The following is a 16,027-nucleotide window of genomic DNA, read 5'->3' as shown; positions in this document are numbered from 1 at the left end:
GCGACGGCTACTTACCTTCGCGATCCACCCAATACGATTCCGGGAGCATTTTGCGTCCGAAGAAATGCTCCATTTCCGGAAGAATCCAGCGGTCCAGCTGCTCCTGGCTGCCTGCCTCCACCAGCCGGTTCACCAGAATGTCGTGCCAGATGTAATCCTCCAGCAAAAAAATGTGCACGGGATCGTCCGTGTAGTAGGCGTTGCCTTTGCGCTCGGCCGAATGACCGTAGAGCAGCTCCTTGCCGTCGACAGACAGCACAAACCAGCGCTCCTCGGTCATTTTGTTGATATACTCGTTGATCCGGTGCTTGTACAGACCTTCCAGCGGCTGCTCGACGTCAAACAGGATTCCCTTGATGCGGCAGCCTTTTTTCTGCTGCTCCGCAAGCTCGGGGAGCAGCTTGTCGTACATCGGCCCCCACATCGACAGCAGCACTTGTTCACGCGCCCTGCGAATCATGATGCGGCAAAAGGACAGGACGTTTTCCTCTCCGCGGACTGTTGTGAGCGAGACTTCCGTTTTGGCTTCGCGCTTTTCCAAGGTGCGCAGTTCATCCCCCACCTTTTGCCACGAATCCTCGAACGTGCGTCTGGCTTGCTCGAGGAACACCTCGACCGGCAGCGGCGAGTAGATTTTCGCGCCGTCTCCCGTTTCCTCCAGCAAGGCAAGGCCGCGCTGCACGAGCGTCTCCATGGTGTCGTAGATCCGCGCCCGGGGAATTCCGGACTCCTTGCTGATCTGGTAAGCGTTGGACGCGCCCAGACCGATCAGCGCAGTATAGGCCTTGGCTTCGTACTGGTTAAATCCGAACAGCTGCAGCTGCTCCCATAACCTGCTCATACGCTTCCTCCTTTCATCCTCAAACAAAGGATGGCTTTCTTCCTTATGGCAAATAGTCCATGACCAGCAGCAAAGTAAACGGGCAAAATACCGTCGTCAGCAGGATGACCATGGCCAGTGCGGACGTATCCCGCTCCTGATCCTTGGCGAGCAGGAGCAAATTGAGCGAGGTCGGCATGCCGAACATGAGAATCATGACGCTTCGCTCCACCGGATCATCCGTCATCCAGAGCGCCAGCGGCCAGGCGACCAGCACGGGAAGCACCAGCTTCAGGATGCTCACCTTCGCCGCATCCCACAATCCTTCGCGCCCGTACCGATTGTTGCGCATCTCCGCTCCTGTCAGCAAGAGGGTCAGCGGCAGCGTCGCACTCGCCGCCAGATTCAGAAAGGCATCCAGCGCTCCGGGCATGGTCCAATCCATCCAGCGCCAAAGCAGACCGGCGATCACGGCATACAAGTACGGATTTTGCAACGCCCTGCGAATTCTTCCCCGCCACTGTCGCTCGCCACCCACCTGCGAAAATCCAAACAAGGCCATATACAGGTTAAACGCCAACGATACAGCGACTGCGTAAGGTACCGCATGCTCGCCCACGGCATAGCGAATGACGGCCAAACCGAAATACCCGACATTCGCCAGCGTCGCAGCCAGCACATTCCATTTTAGCGTTTCCTTCTGCCAGCCAAACCACCGCCCCACGACATGCATCAGCAAGACGTAGACGAGCAGCGTCATCACAAAAAAGTGCAGCACGATCATCGCCAGCGACTGGATCGATACCTCTGTGTGCACAAATGACTGAAAGATCAGAATTGGAATGAGATAGTACAGGCAAAGCTTCGCCAGCGAGCGATTTTGTTCCTCCCTGCGCTGCGCTGCATATCCCAGAGCCATAAAGCCAAACACCACGACCATAGCCTGCAGCATCAGACAATCACCCCTTTAGTTACTACTAAGATAGTAACTAATCAAAAAGGCAGAAGGCAACAAAATATTTTCGTTTTTGTGCACAAAAAAAATTGGCCCTCATCGAACCAATTCGTCAAATGTGTATAATTACACCTGGATTCTCCTGCGCTCCTCGAGTTGCCGCTGCAAAATATACTTGCGCAGGTTGTGAAAATGGCGCGCATTGATCCCATTGATTGTACAACCGAACAGGTGATGGGGACCTTCGATTCGCTCGTGAATGACTTTCAGCTCGGCCTTGATGACGCCATCCGGACGGTTGCGCCCGTACAGCTCCGCCGAGAAAATGATCGACTGCTCCTCGGGGATCGATTTGTCCATACGGAAGGCGAGACCGCCGAGACTCAGATTGACCAGATCGACCATCTGGCTGTGCACGGAAAACAGGGAGTCCGGCTCCTTGCTCGGGTACTGAATCCAGCCCTTCAGGTCCATGTCAAATCGCGGGTATCGGCGACGCTGCTCGCGGAATTCGGTGGCAGTGGGCGAATGAAACAGAAAGAGCCGATTTTTTTCTCTGGCTACGACCACCGCCTCAAAATTGATGACCGATTCGTAGTCGATTGTAAGCAGGCAAGGCAGCTGATCTCCTACCGTCACATCCGTCAGGCCGGGAAAGACGGCCTCGATCAAATCGCCTTCTTCATAGGTAACGTTGCCCTCCATTACTTGATTGCCTCTTCTGATTTGTAAAATGCATTCCATCTGCGGACTCCACCACTTCGCACAATATTTTACCGGGGTTGCAAAATCTTTACCTGGATGTTTTTCGCGGAAAATAAGGTATAATGGGAACATTGACAGATAGGAGGTTACAATCCGATGAATCGTTATCAAGTGGTAACATTGGCTTTGGCATTTTTAGTAACCGCCTGTCTCATCGGAGTTGGCATTTCCATCGGGGAAAACAGCCCCCTTGGTATCCTTGGCTGTATCGTTGCTGCCTTCGCTTTGATGGGATTTGGCTTTTCGTACAAGCGCAAGCATATGCGCTGACCCCTTCTCCGTTACCTTCTCACAAGCAAGCTGTTCACGTAAAACAACAGGGACGGCAAGCCTTTTGCCTGCTTTAACAGTTGTTTTGCAATGGTGTATATATGCGGCTGGTTCCGATTTACCTTGCGATCGGCCAGGTAAAAAGCAATAAGCCCGTCCACGATCATACGGTGAAATGAAGAATTTGGCAAGCGTTTGACGCTTGCCTTTGCCTGTTTGATGAAAAACTGCAGCCGCGCCGTCGCATCCACATCCGAATCATAGTAACTGACGAAATTCAAATCTCCGCCCAATCTGTCTTCTTCCAGATCGATCAAATAGTCGAGCAAAATATGCAACCCGCACAGCCACGGGAAATACGCTCCGCTCACCGCCTGAATCTCTTCCTCCGTCACGTCCTCTTGCGTCGCCAGACAGAACAGGGCAAAAATCCCGATCGTCGAGCCTGTCACGGCGGCAAACTCCTGCCAGTACAGCTGGCCGTACGTTTCCTTGTATTGGTCCCACCACTTCAGCAGCTCGCTTTCGCGCAAGGCAGGAGCAATGTGCTTATACACCTGCAAATCGCTGTACAGCGTGGAAAACTCCACGACCCTGGACTGGATGCGCGCGTAGGCAGGCAATTGCGCCGCATGCTTTTGACAGGTCTGAACCAGGCTCGCCAGGTAGCCGCCATCGTCCCGGTCCTCCCGGTAGCGGTAGTAGTCGCGCAGGGGCGCTCCCGGCGTCAGCGCGTCCTGCATCGAGGTGTGCAACTGCCGAAAGTCCTGGGGGTCCAGCGACGTGCTGCGATCGCACAGGTTGTCCAGATAGTCGCTGATGGTCTGATACGCCACGATTAGCGGAACAATCGTCTCTACATAGGGAATCACCTGCGCCGCGTATACCGAGCCTCCCTGGCAATGAAACTTCTTCGTATGCATACTGTCCAGCGCCTGTTTTCTAAGCTCCGGATTGGGAATGTTCTGCGCCATTTGCTGCCAGGCAGCAAACTCCCGCTCCAGAACAGGTTGGACATGGCGATAAACCCGATATAGCAGCTGCCATGGATTGCGCAGTTCGCTCACTTGCTTCCCTCCCAACAACAACACAATAGTGATATCTTACCACATTTGCTGGCTCTCACCAAAAGCAACTGCATAATCTGTTCGTTGTCTGGACTCCGTGAGAGGACCATCAGGAAATTATGTCGGTCAGCCCGAGCGAGGCCAAAAAGCCCGATTGCCGCGATCGGACAAACCAGTAAAAAAATCCCTCCCTGCGCGGTCTTTGGTTCGGAGCTGCCGCGTATGGAAGGGATTTTCGCTTCGCCTAAACGTCCTGATTCCGGATCACTTTCGTCCAGCCGTCGACCTGCTCGACCCGGCGCTCCTTCATCAGCTTGCCCAAGGCCCGCTTGAAGCTGGACTTGCTCATCTGGAATTTCTCGCGGATGATGTCTGCATCCGTCTGGTCGGTATACGGCATCGCGCCGTCGCGGTTGAGCATATAGCGCAGCAGCTTGTCCGCATCTTCCTCGTACTGCCGTTCCTTGCGCTCGCGCATGGAGCCGTTCAACCGGCCATCCTCGCGCACGTAGCTGACGCGGCAGCGAACGGTCTGGCCGAGCCGCATCCGCTCGGTCATTTCATCGCGGTGAATAAACAGGATATGATCGTCCTCCGTCAGCAAAAACGCTCCGGCCGCAATGACCTTGTAAACGGTGCCTTCGACGTGTTTGTTCTTCATGCTCGCGTCGGCCGGGACGGAAATTTGGACCACTTCCTGCTCGGTGACCGGCTTTGCCAGCAGCCTTCCCTGCTTGTCCCGCTTCAGCGTCACCAGCAGGCGATCGCCGGGACGGGGCCATTCGTCGCGGAGCTTGGGCAGATCGTCGATGAACACAAGCAGATGCTTCTGAATCCCGTTGTCCAGAAACACGCCCATGCGCGAGGAGAGGTCCACGACTTCCAGCCAGCCGTACTCCCCCATCCCGACGTAGGGAAGGTCCATCGTCGCCGCCAGCCTGTTTTCATGGTCGTGATACAGAAACACGTCCACTTCCTCTTCCAGATCCAGCGGCCCGTGCGCTTCGTTCCTGTGCAAGAACACTTCATCCTTGCCCGCGCGCAAAAAATAGCCGATCTCCGTTTTGCGGAACACCGTCATCGTAAGGGTATCCCCTGCCTGCAAATGAGTCGGTGCAGGCGTGCTCGTCCGCACTTGTTTTTTCCCTTTGTACATCGTAACCCATTCCTCACTCTCGTCCATTCATGCACACTAACTATACCCGGCAAACAGGTGAAAATACCACAACTTTTTTCCACCGCGTCGGCAAGTCTCGTGCGAGTGGACATACACATGAGATTAGGCAGTGGCTCATGCTTTGCGCCATTCTTCCATAATTCTGACGTTGGGAGTGACCGTTCGCGATGCTGCTTTTGCTTGAGCATATGTTTCTGGGGATCGTCCAGGGCCTGACCGAATTTTTGCCCATTTCCAGCACGGGCCATCTCGTCCTGTTTCGCAAGCTGTTCGGGCTGCAGGAAGCCGGCCTGCTGTTCGACACCATGCTGCATTTCGGGACGCTGATCGCTGTCGTCATCGTCTTCTGGCCGCAAATCTCGTACATCCTGACCCACCCGTTCAGCAGACTGACGCGGCTGCTCGTCGTCGGGACGATTCCGACCGCTGTGATCGGCCTTTTGTTTGAAGACTATTTTGAAGAAATTTCACGGACAGGCATCACGATCGGCTGGGAGTTTCTCGCGACCGGGGCCATCTTGTGGGGCGTAGAATCCATGCGCCGGGGCAACCGCACCTTCGAGCAGATCAGCTACACGGATGCGCTGCTCATCGGAACGCTGCAAGGCGCCGCCATTCTCCCGGCCATCTCCCGCTCGGGGCTGACGATTGCCGGCTCCCTCATGCGCGGCATCGAGCGAGCATCTGCCGCCCGCTTCTCCTTTTTGCTGTCCTTGCCCGCCATCCTTGGGGCCTGCGCGTTGCAGTCTGTCAAGCTCGCCAAGTCTCCCGCAGACACGTCCTTGCTCATCCCGATGACCGTCGGGACGATCTGTTCCGCCCTCGCCGGGTACGTCGCCATTCGCTGGATGCTCAAAATCATCAGCACCGGGTCCATGAAAGGCTTTGCCATCTACGTCTGGATGCTCGGAGCCGTTATTCTCGCCCTGCAATGGCTGGGCTGGTAGGCGCTCGCTGTCGCAAGAGGAAAGCCGGCTGCAGATCGCCGGCTTGTTATTTGCTTTCTTCCTTGTCTGGATACCGGCTTGCCACAAGTTTCCCGACCAGAATCAATATCCCGTAAAACGCAGCGGCCAACAGGGACGTTCCCAGCCAGGTCGCCGTTCCCAAAGCCAAATACAGCAGGGCGTGCGCGATCCAGATGCCTGCCAGCCACGCGAGGACATTCATGCGATTGAAAAAGCTCATCAAACTGCGCAATCCACTTGCACCTCCACCAATCCATCTACCTATGTTATAGCCGATGAATTCGTGTTTTATCCTCCGGAGTCGATCAGCCGCGATCGAGAAGTCCCGAAGCGACCGCAAGTCCGGCGCGTTCCATGATTTCTGCCAGCACGGGCAAGGGCGTATTCGCCACTTCCGCGAACGCCTTTTGCGTGCGCAAAGGGATGGCGTGCGGAATTTCTTCCATCAAATGCATCCGCAGTTTTTTGCCGCTGTCATCTTCGTCCGTGAAAATGTACACTTCCTCGGCGTCCTCCGTTTTCCGTACCAGCTCCTCGCCCTTTTCCGGACTGTACGTCCCATACGTGCAGAGAATGGTGACAGGCTCCGCCAATACTTGCAGCAAACGCTCCTTGTCCGTCTTTCCTTCCACGATGATGACACAACCACCCATTCCCCATCCCTCCTGTTGGGTTCCTTGTCTTTGTAGTATACATGCCAGCCGCACCGGGAGCATCCTGTTTCAGAAGCTGGCCGTTCCCCGAAGCATCCCGCCTCGCCAAGAGTTGGATGAGTAGAGCGGCTCCTGTTTGGCATAGTAAAAAGGAGAACCGACGAAAAGGAGCGATTCCCATGGCCAAATGGAAAAACGCCAAAAACCTGAACCAAAAAGGACTGGCCGTCACGGGCTTGACGAGCAGCACCGCAGCAGACGATACGCATACGGAAAACAATCAGGGATCGTCCCGGCAGCAGCGCAATCAAAACCCGGCCAAGCCGATGTAACACTCGGAATAGGAAGCCGTCATTTGGCTTCTTTTTTCATGCTTCCGGCGCGGCGCAGGAGATTCGGCGGCACGACCCCATCCGGCAGATTCAGCTGCACCTGTACAGCTTTACATATCGTGTCGCCCTTGCTACGCTATCTTAATAAAAATCTTTTTGTTGAATTTTTCCGAATGGGGCGATTCGCAGTGGATGCAACTTTATGGAAAAACAGCTCCTTTTTGAAGCTGTGGCTGGCGCAGCTGACGGCGAACATCGGCGATCAATGCTACAGCTTTGCACTGCTCTGGTACTTGCTGCAGGCGACCAAATCGGGAACGGCCTTGAGCCTGCTCGCGATACCGGAGATGGCGGCCGGACTAATGTTTTATTTGACCGGAGGCGTGCTGGCTGACAGGTACAGCCCGCGTCTGCTGATGGCAGGGACGGACGCCGCCCGGATCGTCGTGGTCATCTCGGTCGGCGTCATGGCGTCTTTCGGAGTCGGGCAGTTTGGTTTCTTTTTGGCTGCACAATTTTTGCTCGGCGTATTTTCCAGCCTGTTTCAACCCGCGCGTACGGTAGCGCTGAAGAGCATCCTCCCGCTGGAACTGCTTGGCCGTGCAAACGGGATTTTGGACACCACCTTTCGCTCCATTCGGATTCTGGCCCCGATGACCATCGGCTTGCTTGCTGGCTCGGTGCCGCTGTCCGCCCTGTTTTTTGCCAATGCGGCCAGTTACCTGGTCTCGGTCTTTTTTGTGTTGACGATCCGCGACTCGCTAAAGGGCAAGGGCGGCAGTACAGCCAGCAAGCTGACGCTCGGACAGTACAAACGCGACATCGCGACCGGAGCGAGCGAGCTACGCCACACTCGCGACCTGTTTTACATCTTGCTCTTTGGCAATCTGGGGTACCTCGTCTGGCTCGTCACATACAACGTCGGCTTTCCGTTTCTTGCCGAGCGCATGGACCAGGGCAACGGCAGCACACTGGCCATGCTGATGGGCTTCTACGGCATCGGCAATCTGCTCGGGAGCCTGTACATGGCGCGCGCCTGCTACACCCGCCATCTGCTCGTCGTCCTCATCGGCTGGATGATGCAGGCAGCAGGATTTCTGCTGCTGACAGGCGGACCTGCCTTCCACTGGCTCGCGTTCCTCGGGGCTGCCCTCGCAGGAGTAGGCGGACCGCTCATCGGCATTCCTTCTGTCACGGCCATCCAAGTAAAGGCGACGGATGCGAACGTCGGGAAGGTGTACGCCATCAACATGCTCATGTACACCTGTTGCGGCATGCTCTCCAGCTGCCTGGGAGCGCTCTGGCTGGGCAAGCTGCCCGTGGAACGGCTCTTCCTCGTCAGCGGATTGGCACTGGTGCTGCTGACGGTCGTCGGCCTGGCTGTAGAAAAACGCAACCACACCACAAAGCACCACTCTCTCGACCTCTAGCGTGCGAGAGAGTGGTGCTTTTTGCTGCAAGGAACGTTGGTTGCGCTTACATTTTCCACTTTCGCCCATTCACGCAGGAAAGTTTCTGAAAGTACAAAAAAATAATTGCAAAGCGACTTTTCGCGTCATATAATCTGACATAAATATAAGACGTGTCAGAATAACTGACATGAAAAGGAGTGAATGGGATGGAACCGACTGTAGCGCAACTCTCTTCTGCCATTGATGCCACGTGGGTGATGGTATCCGCGATTCTGGTCATCCTCATGCAAGTAGGCTTTGCCCTCCTGGAGGCAGGATCGACTCGCATGAAAAACGCCGGTCACGTCGCCGGCAAGACTGTCCTCACTTTCGGGATCTGCTCAATCGCATTTTGGGCGTTGGGCTTTGGCCTGACGTTCGGGGACGGCAGCTCCTTCCTTGGACTGTCCGGATTTTTCTTTGACGGCAACTCCAAGGACGCTTTTTCCGCTTTTTCCGCAACGAGTATCCCGATCTCTATTCTCTTTTTGTTTCAACTTGCCTTTTGCGCCGTATCTCTCGCGATTGCCTGGGGCGGCTTCGCAGAGCGGGCCAAGTTGTCCGTTTACTTCGTTTTCAGCGTCCTGTTTACGGTCCTGATTTATCCCGTTGTCGGGCACTGGGTATGGGGCGGCGGTTGGCTGGCCCAGCTCGGCATGCAAGACTTCGCCGGTTCGACAGTCGTCCATCTGCAGGGGGCCATCGTCGCGCTGGTCGCCACGATTTTGCTGAAGCCTCGCCTTGGCAAATACAATCGCGACGGCAGCTCGAACCTGATTCCCGGACATAACCAGGTGTATTCCGTCCTTGGCGTGCTCTTCCTGTGGGTGGGCTGGTTCGGCTTTAACGCAGGCTCCACACTCGGCAGCACCTCCGGATTTTTCGGTTACGTCGCCATGACGACCAACCTCGCAACAGCAGCAGGGGCAGTCGCTGCATTGGCGATCTCCTGGATCGTAATGGGGAAAGCGGACATCCCGAGCATGCTGAACGGCGTACTGGCCGCACTCGTCGCCATCACCGCGTCCTGCGCGTTCGTCGATCCGTGGGCCGCTGTCCTGATCGGTGCCGTTTCCGGAATTTTGACCTTTTACACCTCCATCTGGTTCGACCGCATCGGCATCGACGATCCGATCTTCGCCTTTTCCGTACACGGTATAGCCGGGATCTGGGGGACGCTGTCCACAGGGCTGTTCGCCACACCAGAGCTGGCTGAAAAAGTAGGCGTGGGCGGACCCGGCCTGTTCTACGGCGGCGGCTTCCACCAGCTGGGCGTACAGGCGCTCGGACTGGCAGGCGCAATCGCCTACGTATTCGTCATCTCTTACATCATCCTGTCTGTTCTGAAAGCTGCGATTGGTCTTCGCGTGACTGAAGAGGAAGAGGTGGTTGGTCTTGACCTTAGTGAACACGGAGGATACGGCTATCCGGAACTTCTCCAACCCGAACGAGTACAACCCGCTGCAACTGCCAAAACGAGTGCCTCTCACTCTCTCACCTGAGCAACGGGACAGAATCTACAGCGCCGAATCGTTCCGCGAGCTGTGCGCCATCCGGCAGGAGCTGCTGGATGCGGCGCCGCTCCGGACGTTGAACCGCGCAGGCGAGCTGGCGCCTTATGCCATTGTCGTCAACCTGATCCACGACAACGTCATTCGCCAAAGCGTTCTGCTCGCTGTCAATGAACTGGCAAAACGGGGCGTGGGAACACCTCCCGCCCCTTTTGCCTTTCTGCAATTTGGCAGCGGCGGGCGCTATGAGCAGGCACTCATCAGCGATCAGGACAACGGGCTGGTCTACAAGCTGCCCGACCATCTCGATGAGAGCGAAACAGAGAAAGCGCACAGCTATTTTCACCTGTTGGGGGCGATGATCGTTCAGGGGCTGGAGGAGACTGGCTATCCACCCTGCCAGGGCAATGTGACCTGCCTCTCCCAAAAGTGGCGGGGCAGCGTCGAACAATGGATCGAACGTCTGGACGGCTGGGCCTCTCACCCCACTTGGGAAAATGCCCGCTACTTGCTGCTCGCCAGCGACGCCCGCGTGCTCTGCGGCGAGTCGGCCATTTTCCAACCCGTCCTGGACCACTTTCGGGGGATGCTGGCAAATAACGCCTTTCTGCTGACACGCCTGGTCAGCAACACCTTGCATTACCGCGTTCCCCTTGGGCTGTTCGGCCGCATTTTGCCGGAAGTCACCGGCCGATACCGGGGAGCCATCAATCTGAAATACGGTGTCTACCTGCCGATCGTCAACTGCATTCGCCACTTCGCCCTCTGCAACAACATTTATTGCAGCTCGACGCTGGAGAGACTGTCCCTGCTGCGCGAGAAGGGCGTCTGGGAAAAGGGCTTTTGTGACGATATAGAGAGCCACTTCCGGCAATTGCTTGGGCTGCGGCTCATTGCTCCGCTCCATTGGGAGGACGGACAATACACCAGCAACAGCTACATCAAACTAAGGGAACTGTCTCCCGATACGACCGTCATGGTGCGCACCGCGATGAAGCTCGCCATACGGCTGCAGCGGATGACAGCAAAGCTCCCATCCGTCTATGAGGGGTAGGAGGGAACTTCTTTGGCAAAATGGGATCTGTTTGGACGTCTGTGGTACTTAAACCGCGATACAGCCGGCGTGCAGGGAGACTGGAACATCGGACACAACGAGGGCGACAAACACCATCTGGCCTATCTTCGCTCGCTGCACAAGGACCGTCGCCATGAGGAATCGGGTGTCGACATGCCACTTGCCGATCTAAAGGTCGTCGTCGTCGACCTGGAGACGACAGGCTTTTACCCTGACCACGGCGATGCGATCATCTCCATCGGAGCGGTTGCCATGAATGGCCACCAGCTGCTGCCGGGAGAATCCTTTTATACGCTGGTCAATCCGGGACGCTCCATCCCTCCGCATGTCAGCACCCTGACCGGGATCACGGATGAAATGGTTGCCACGGCTCCCGATCTGTTGCTCGCCATGTCCCAATTTTTCCGATTCGTCGGCAATCGTCCGCTGGTCGCCCACCACTCCCGCCACGAACGCGAATTTTTCCGCGCAAGCTTGTGGAAGACCAGCCGCCGCCCGCTGACGCACCGGATGCTGGACACGATGCTGCTGATCCGTCTGCTTCGCAATCCGATCGGCAACGGCTCGCTGGATGCCCTGTGCGCCCTGCACGACATCCCGATCTCGCGGCGGCATCACGCCTACTGCGATGCGGTGGCTGCCGGGACACTGTGGGGCAAGTATTTGCTCAAGGCCCAGGCTGCCGGCTATTCCAATCTGCGGCAAGTGTATGAAGCGCTGCGGTAATTGTTGACCCGCCCTGCTGAACCGTCTGTATTTCAGTCAGGACGGTTTTTTTGTGCAAACATCTTTCGAGCACGGTGGCATGCCGGATTACGCCTTGGCCAAGCGGCTTCGCACCGGGAGCCGGCCGGAGCGGACAGGCGACTCGTCATTCAGGTGACTGGCACTGCGGCTTTACTCACTTGCCGCTGCCGCATCGATGACCTGGCCTCCCGTCATTTGCAGCAACTGCTCGTACGTCACTGGCAGCAGCGATTCCGCGATGCCTGCCGCCGTATACACGACGGAAAACCGCTGCAGCGAACGGTCGACGTAGACAGGCACGTCCTGCAGCAAGGCAAACGGACATACCGCGCCTACCTGAAAGCCCGTCACTGCCTCGACCTCCTCCGGCGAAGCCATTTTGGCCTTTGCGCTACCGAAGACTGCCTTGACTTGCCGGGCGTGGATGCGGACATCTCCCGCCGCCACGAACAAAGCGTACTGCTCGCCTGCGCGAAACAGGAGCGACTTGGCGATCTGGCCGATTTCCACTCCCAGTGCCTCCGCCGCCTGTTCGGATGTTTTCAGCGGCTGCGCAAACAGCAGCGGCGCAAGCGTCGGCTGGTATTGCTGCACATAATGCACGACTCTCTCCAACGGACTTGTCTTCATCGTCATTCCTCCCCTTCTGGAAACCTGGCTGCGACAAGCCTTTTTGTCACAGCCTCGTCGCACCTTTATCGAATCGTCATTCTGTCAAATTCCTGTTTGTATAAAAACGGGCTGTCCTTTGTCGGGGCAGCCCGTTTTTCTCGTTTGCTCTCGCGCTATTCGGAAACGTACACGGCATCCCCTGCAGCCAGCATTCCCGAGGTGACGACCGAAGCGTATACGCCAAAGCGGTTGTCGTGCCGCTTCACGCACGTTTTCAGGACGGCCGGGTTGATCCCCAGCGTATCCGGGTCGATGTTGACATACATGCAGCGCTCGCAGTGTCGGTTCACCTGCAGCACGACATCATTGATGCGGATCTGTTTGCCGATCCAGCGGTCTTCCGCAAACGGCTCGTCTTCGTCCAGCACGACGACGAGATTGCCCCGGAACCTGCGCGGATCGAGCTGCTCCTCGCCGATCAGGCGGGCGATCTCCCGCAAGGACGCATCCGTCACCAGTAGAATGTGGTCCTCCCAGTTTTTCCCGCCCTCCTGCGGCGTACTTCTCCCAGGCTGCACGGGACGCTTCGCCGTCTGCGCCACATGAGCGAACAGCGCATCGCCCCACGTATGTACATGGCCGTCTCTGTCTGTGACGCGAATCTCGGGATACTCCCCTTCTGCCTTTTCATCCGTAAAGCTGGCTGCGTACCCGAGCAGCGCGGGGACGACATCTGCACTCAGGTATTTACCATTTCGTGATTCGTCAAGGAAATAGTAGCCCCGGTCGCCGTACAGGCCAAAAGCATCCACCTCGCACGCCGCCAGCTGCTCGCCGCGCATCGCCTTGACCGGATGGCGAAAAATGCTCTCCAGTCTCCCTACTCGTTTCACCCGCATCCCTCCTTTTTTTTGCGCTCGCTATCCCTTTATAAACGAATTGCGCACACGGCTCCAGAACGTCAGCTTCTTGTAGCGGGCAAACTTCACTTTCTTCTGGCCGACCCGGCAAGAAATGGACCGAACGTCCTTCCAGACAGCCTGCTCGCGGTCCAGTCCGACCATGATCCGGGGATTCATGACAATCAGCTCGACTTCGTGATGCTTCGGCAAGACCAGCGAGCTGTTGATCGTCCGGTACGCCTGGTTGTTGATGGACGCAATTTCCGAGAGCTGGATCGCCTCGATGGACGGATGCACGATCGCCCCGTCCACTGCCTTGTTGTATGCCGTGCTGCCTGACGGAGACGACACGATCAAACCGTCGCCGCGAAATGTCTCCAGCTCGTCGCCGTTGATGTAGACGCACGTCACCAGTGTCGACAACGAGGCGTTGCGCAGCACCAGCTCGTTCAGCGCCCACTTGTGGTGGACCGTCCCGTCCCGCATCGTGATGCGGCAAGCCACCGTCGGATACTCCACGATGGCCGGTTCCTGCTGCACCAGCCTCTCCACGAATTCGTCCAGCTCGTCCGGTCTCCAGTCGGCATAAAAGCCCAAATGTCCCGTGTGGATTCCCACGTAGGACGGCTCGATGCCGTATTGGTGCACAGCCTCCAGCAGCGTGCCATCCCCCCCGATCGAGAGAACCATGTCCGGATGGTCGTCCGGTCCGCCCACAAATCGGCACGTTCTCCCTGCCGCCGCTCCCAGCTTTTCTTTCAAGAGCTGTTCGACTTCTCTCGTATAGTCGTCGTTTCGCAGTACGGTCGCAATCTTCATGCTGATCTGCCCTCACTTTTATCTTCACAAGGAGCGCCATAATCGCTTCTCTTTTTTCTCACTATACCATAGCTAATTGCCAGATGCATGGAAACTCCCCTTGCCTTCCCCTCGTTCAACCGTACTGCGGCCACAAAAAAGACCAGATAGACGCAAGATGGTAAAAACCCTTCAAGCGGCCAACTGGTCGATGCCTGGGAGCCGAATCCATTCAGTAACGTGTGACTTGATTCATTAAGCAAATACAGCTTCACCTGCAGCTTCCTCATCCTTGGGAATGAACCCCACAGACATTTCAAAAGCTTTGGCGATTTTTCCGAGCGTTTGCGAATTTGGAAGCTGCTCGCCGTTTTCAATGCGAGCGATTTGAGATTGATGCAAGCCAGCTTTCTGCGCCAATTCAGCTTGTGACCAATTGCGCCGCAATCGGTTTTCCACCACAATTTTTGCGATGTGCGCTTTATACTCCATCAATTCCAGTTCCTCACGCGAAAATCGCAAGTCCAATGCTGCTTTCTTATCATCCCATGTGATTTTCTTTCTCATTGAAACACACCCTCTTCGTTTCGTAGTTAATCACCAAAACGACGCACCCAATCCCAATAATTCCTTTGTGCTTTCGCGATGTCACGAGGCGGTGTCCTATCTGTATCTTTTTGAATCCAGTGCAGCATAAGCACATTTCCTTGCCAGAGAGTCCAGAAAATTCGGTAGTAGTTCTTCTCCCAGATTGGCGGATCTCCAACACCAGTCAATTTTCTTCCATCCGGCATGGATAAGGCAGGCCCAAATGTTTGAACATAACTGGCACCATTATAACACTTTTGATATTAAGTTACAATGATGCTTCCCTCCTTATAAAATGAAGCGCCCATAAGGTTCATCTATCGGATGATTGTTTCAACGTAACTTTTATACTACTTGCTTTGCAAAATCAGATGTACATTACTGAACATCCTGTATTTCCAATTGTTTCATATCAGATAAAGTGCCTCCGTTATTCTTTCAATATATCATGCAAAAGTGAGACAAAAATACGACCGTACATTCACTTTGCCAAGCTAAATCGCTCTTTCTTTTCCTTAATATGCACTCCTCCCTAAATGGAAATTGTTCTCCCCAAACAATAAGGGGCTGTCCAGAAAGTCAGCGTAAACTGACTGCTGGGCGCCCCGTTTTTATGGAATGTGAAAAATAGGCACAAAAAATCGCCACATCCTGTAGATATGGAAGTTACCACACCACCAACTCAGAATGGGCGATTTTTTGCGTAATCAAACGACTACTGCGGAACAGTATGCAAGGACAATCAGCCGTTCCATCGGTTCTCCTTGCTTTCGGGACTTGTTAGACACCCCGCCCTTACACCAGTCGATTCTCCAGCTCTTTGACAATCGCTTCCGCCTTGCGCAGCCAGCGCTCGTCTACCTCGGCATCCTTGTCCAGCGGCTCCTGAAACTGGTTCATCGCAGAGGAAGCGAGCGGCTCGTAATAGCCGATGTCCTCTTCCACCCCCGTCTGGTACACATGCCGCAGCACAAAAGGCTCTCCCAGCTCAATCCACGCATCCGGGCTGTCCAGTTCGCCCTGCAGCACTTTGATCGGCAAGCGCAGATACACCATGTTCCGGTCATCCAGCGCGCGGTCAAAATAGCCTTGCTCATAATCCCAATTCGCCAGGGTGAAGTACGGCTGGAGTGCTGCACGAAAATAGCCGAACGTCCCTCGGGTGCCCGGCAAGCTGCTTTTTATCGGCCTCATCGCCTATCCCTGCCTTTCCAGATTCTGATTGTAGTGTGCGACAAATCAGCCGGTTGTACTCACAGCTTGCACCCGATCGCGCAAAAAAACAGCAAGTCTTTCGCACCGTGCAAAGGCTCGCGGAAGACTTGCTGTCGATGGG

Annotated in this window: 19 protein-coding genes and 1 pseudogene; 7 read left to right on the top strand and 13 right to left on the bottom strand. The window is 55.7% G+C overall.

All coding sequences use genetic code 11. The annotated features are described in order from the left end of the window. Positions 1 to 7: 7 nt before the first annotated feature. The 3 genes from ACFSO0_RS03965 to ACFSO0_RS03955 form a co-directional block, all read right to left on the bottom strand. Positions 8 to 841: a TrmB family transcriptional regulator gene (locus ACFSO0_RS03965; RefSeq protein WP_376876639.1), complete on the bottom strand. Its 834-nt coding sequence runs from the start codon at positions 839 to 841 to the stop codon at positions 8 to 10. A gap of 43 nt (positions 842 to 884) precedes the next feature. Then, positions 885 to 1,772, bottom strand: a complete 888-nt coding sequence (locus ACFSO0_RS03960) for an AEC family transporter (RefSeq protein ID WP_376876632.1) — start codon at positions 1,770 to 1,772, stop codon at positions 885 to 887. 129 nt (positions 1,773 to 1,901) lie between these two features. Further along, positions 1,902 to 2,480: a PilZ domain-containing protein gene (locus ACFSO0_RS03955; protein ID WP_376876629.1), complete on the bottom strand. Its 579-nt coding sequence runs from the start codon at positions 2,478 to 2,480 to the stop codon at positions 1,902 to 1,904. Positions 2,481 to 2,636: 156 nt separating this feature from the next. On the opposite strand from ACFSO0_RS03955, the gene ACFSO0_RS03950 reads away from it, so the two are divergent. Beyond that, the gene (locus ACFSO0_RS03950) at positions 2,637 to 2,810 is read left to right on the top strand and encodes a YlaF family protein (protein WP_376876626.1); all 174 of its coding nucleotides are present in this window, start codon (positions 2,637 to 2,639) and stop codon (positions 2,808 to 2,810) included. An 11-nt stretch (positions 2,811 to 2,821) separates the two neighbouring features. Here the strand turns inward: ACFSO0_RS03950 and ACFSO0_RS03945 are convergent, their stop codons facing one another. Then, a complete protein-coding gene (locus ACFSO0_RS03945) occupies positions 2,822 to 3,877 on the bottom strand; it encodes a tetraprenyl-beta-curcumene synthase family protein (protein WP_376876623.1) in 1,056 nt (351 codons plus the stop codon). Positions 3,878 to 4,121: 244 nt separating this feature from the next. Then, positions 4,122 to 5,033: a CvfB family protein gene (locus ACFSO0_RS03940; protein ID WP_376876620.1), complete on the bottom strand. Its 912-nt coding sequence runs from the start codon at positions 5,031 to 5,033 to the stop codon at positions 4,122 to 4,124. Positions 5,034 to 5,221: 188 nt separating this feature from the next. Between ACFSO0_RS03940 and ACFSO0_RS03935 the strand changes: the two genes are divergently transcribed. Beyond that, positions 5,222 to 6,001, top strand: coding sequence for an undecaprenyl-diphosphate phosphatase (locus ACFSO0_RS03935; protein ID WP_376876617.1), 780 nt, complete (start codon positions 5,222 to 5,224; stop codon positions 5,999 to 6,001). Between the two features lie 46 nt (positions 6,002 to 6,047). Here the strand turns inward: ACFSO0_RS03935 and ACFSO0_RS03930 are convergent, their stop codons facing one another. Both ACFSO0_RS03930 and ACFSO0_RS03925 read right to left on the bottom strand, forming a co-directional pair. Then, positions 6,048 to 6,254, bottom strand: a complete 207-nt coding sequence (locus ACFSO0_RS03930) for a hypothetical protein (protein ID WP_376876614.1) — start codon at positions 6,252 to 6,254, stop codon at positions 6,048 to 6,050. Between the two features lie 73 nt (positions 6,255 to 6,327). After that, positions 6,328 to 6,675: a toprim domain-containing protein gene (locus ACFSO0_RS03925; protein WP_376876611.1), complete on the bottom strand. Its 348-nt coding sequence runs from the start codon at positions 6,673 to 6,675 to the stop codon at positions 6,328 to 6,330. A 179-nt stretch (positions 6,676 to 6,854) separates the two neighbouring features. Between ACFSO0_RS03925 and ACFSO0_RS03920 the strand changes: the two genes are divergently transcribed. The 5 genes from ACFSO0_RS03920 (at position 6,855) to ACFSO0_RS03900 (ending at position 11,770) form a co-directional block, all read left to right on the top strand. Next, entirely contained in the window at positions 6,855 to 7,007 is a 153-nt protein-coding gene (locus tag ACFSO0_RS03920; protein WP_376876608.1) for a hypothetical protein, read from the top strand. A gap of 188 nt (positions 7,008 to 7,195) precedes the next feature. After that, on the top strand, positions 7,196 to 8,437 hold the full coding sequence (locus tag ACFSO0_RS03915; protein ID WP_376876605.1) for an MFS transporter: 1,242 nt from the start codon (positions 7,196 to 7,198) through the stop codon (positions 8,435 to 8,437). A 188-nt stretch (positions 8,438 to 8,625) separates the two neighbouring features. Further along, entirely contained in the window at positions 8,626 to 9,960 is a 1,335-nt protein-coding gene (locus ACFSO0_RS03910; protein WP_376876602.1) for an ammonium transporter, read from the top strand. Further along, positions 9,863 to 11,023 carry a DUF294 nucleotidyltransferase-like domain-containing protein gene (locus ACFSO0_RS03905; protein ID WP_376876920.1) on the top strand — a complete coding sequence of 387 codons (1,161 nt, stop codon included), beginning with the start codon at positions 9,863 to 9,865 and terminating at the stop codon, positions 11,021 to 11,023. Before ACFSO0_RS03910 ends, ACFSO0_RS03905 begins: the two co-directional genes overlap by 98 nt. A gap of 12 nt (positions 11,024 to 11,035) precedes the next feature. Then, the gene (locus tag ACFSO0_RS03900) at positions 11,036 to 11,770 is read left to right on the top strand and encodes an exonuclease domain-containing protein (protein WP_376876600.1); all 735 of its coding nucleotides are present in this window, start codon (positions 11,036 to 11,038) and stop codon (positions 11,768 to 11,770) included. Between the two features lie 171 nt (positions 11,771 to 11,941). On the opposite strand, the gene ACFSO0_RS03895 is transcribed toward ACFSO0_RS03900, so the two are convergent. From ACFSO0_RS03895 to ACFSO0_RS03870, 6 genes and pseudogenes are all read right to left on the bottom strand, one after another. After that, complete coding sequence (locus ACFSO0_RS03895; protein ID WP_376876597.1) at positions 11,942 to 12,421, bottom strand: YbaK/EbsC family protein; 480 nt, start codon at positions 12,419 to 12,421, stop codon at positions 11,942 to 11,944. Between the two features lie 155 nt (positions 12,422 to 12,576). Then, a complete protein-coding gene (locus ACFSO0_RS03890) occupies positions 12,577 to 13,302 on the bottom strand; it encodes an MOSC domain-containing protein (RefSeq protein WP_376876594.1) in 726 nt (241 codons plus the stop codon). A gap of 21 nt (positions 13,303 to 13,323) precedes the next feature. Then, complete coding sequence (locus ACFSO0_RS03885; RefSeq protein ID WP_376876591.1) at positions 13,324 to 14,124, bottom strand: NAD kinase; 801 nt, start codon at positions 14,122 to 14,124, stop codon at positions 13,324 to 13,326. 234 nt (positions 14,125 to 14,358) lie between these two features. After that, on the bottom strand, positions 14,359 to 14,670 hold the full coding sequence (locus ACFSO0_RS03880) for a helix-turn-helix domain-containing protein (protein ID WP_376876588.1): 312 nt from the start codon (positions 14,668 to 14,670) through the stop codon (positions 14,359 to 14,361). A 26-nt stretch (positions 14,671 to 14,696) separates the two neighbouring features. Further along, positions 14,697 to 14,924, bottom strand: a pseudogene (locus ACFSO0_RS03875) (type II toxin-antitoxin system RelE/ParE family toxin); the annotation flags it as partial. A 562-nt stretch (positions 14,925 to 15,486) separates the two neighbouring features. Beyond that, positions 15,487 to 15,885, bottom strand: a complete 399-nt coding sequence (locus ACFSO0_RS03870; protein WP_376876585.1) for a YugN family protein — start codon at positions 15,883 to 15,885, stop codon at positions 15,487 to 15,489. Positions 15,886 to 16,027: the final 142 nt, after the last annotated feature.

It is taken from the genome of Brevibacillus sp. GCM10020057 (genome assembly GCF_042683565.1).
In the GTDB taxonomy this organism is placed as follows: Bacteria; Bacillota; Bacilli; order Brevibacillales; family Brevibacillaceae; genus Brevibacillus.
The sequence above is the reverse complement of the archived record's forward strand: the minus strand, read 5'-3'. Positions and strand labels throughout refer to the sequence as shown.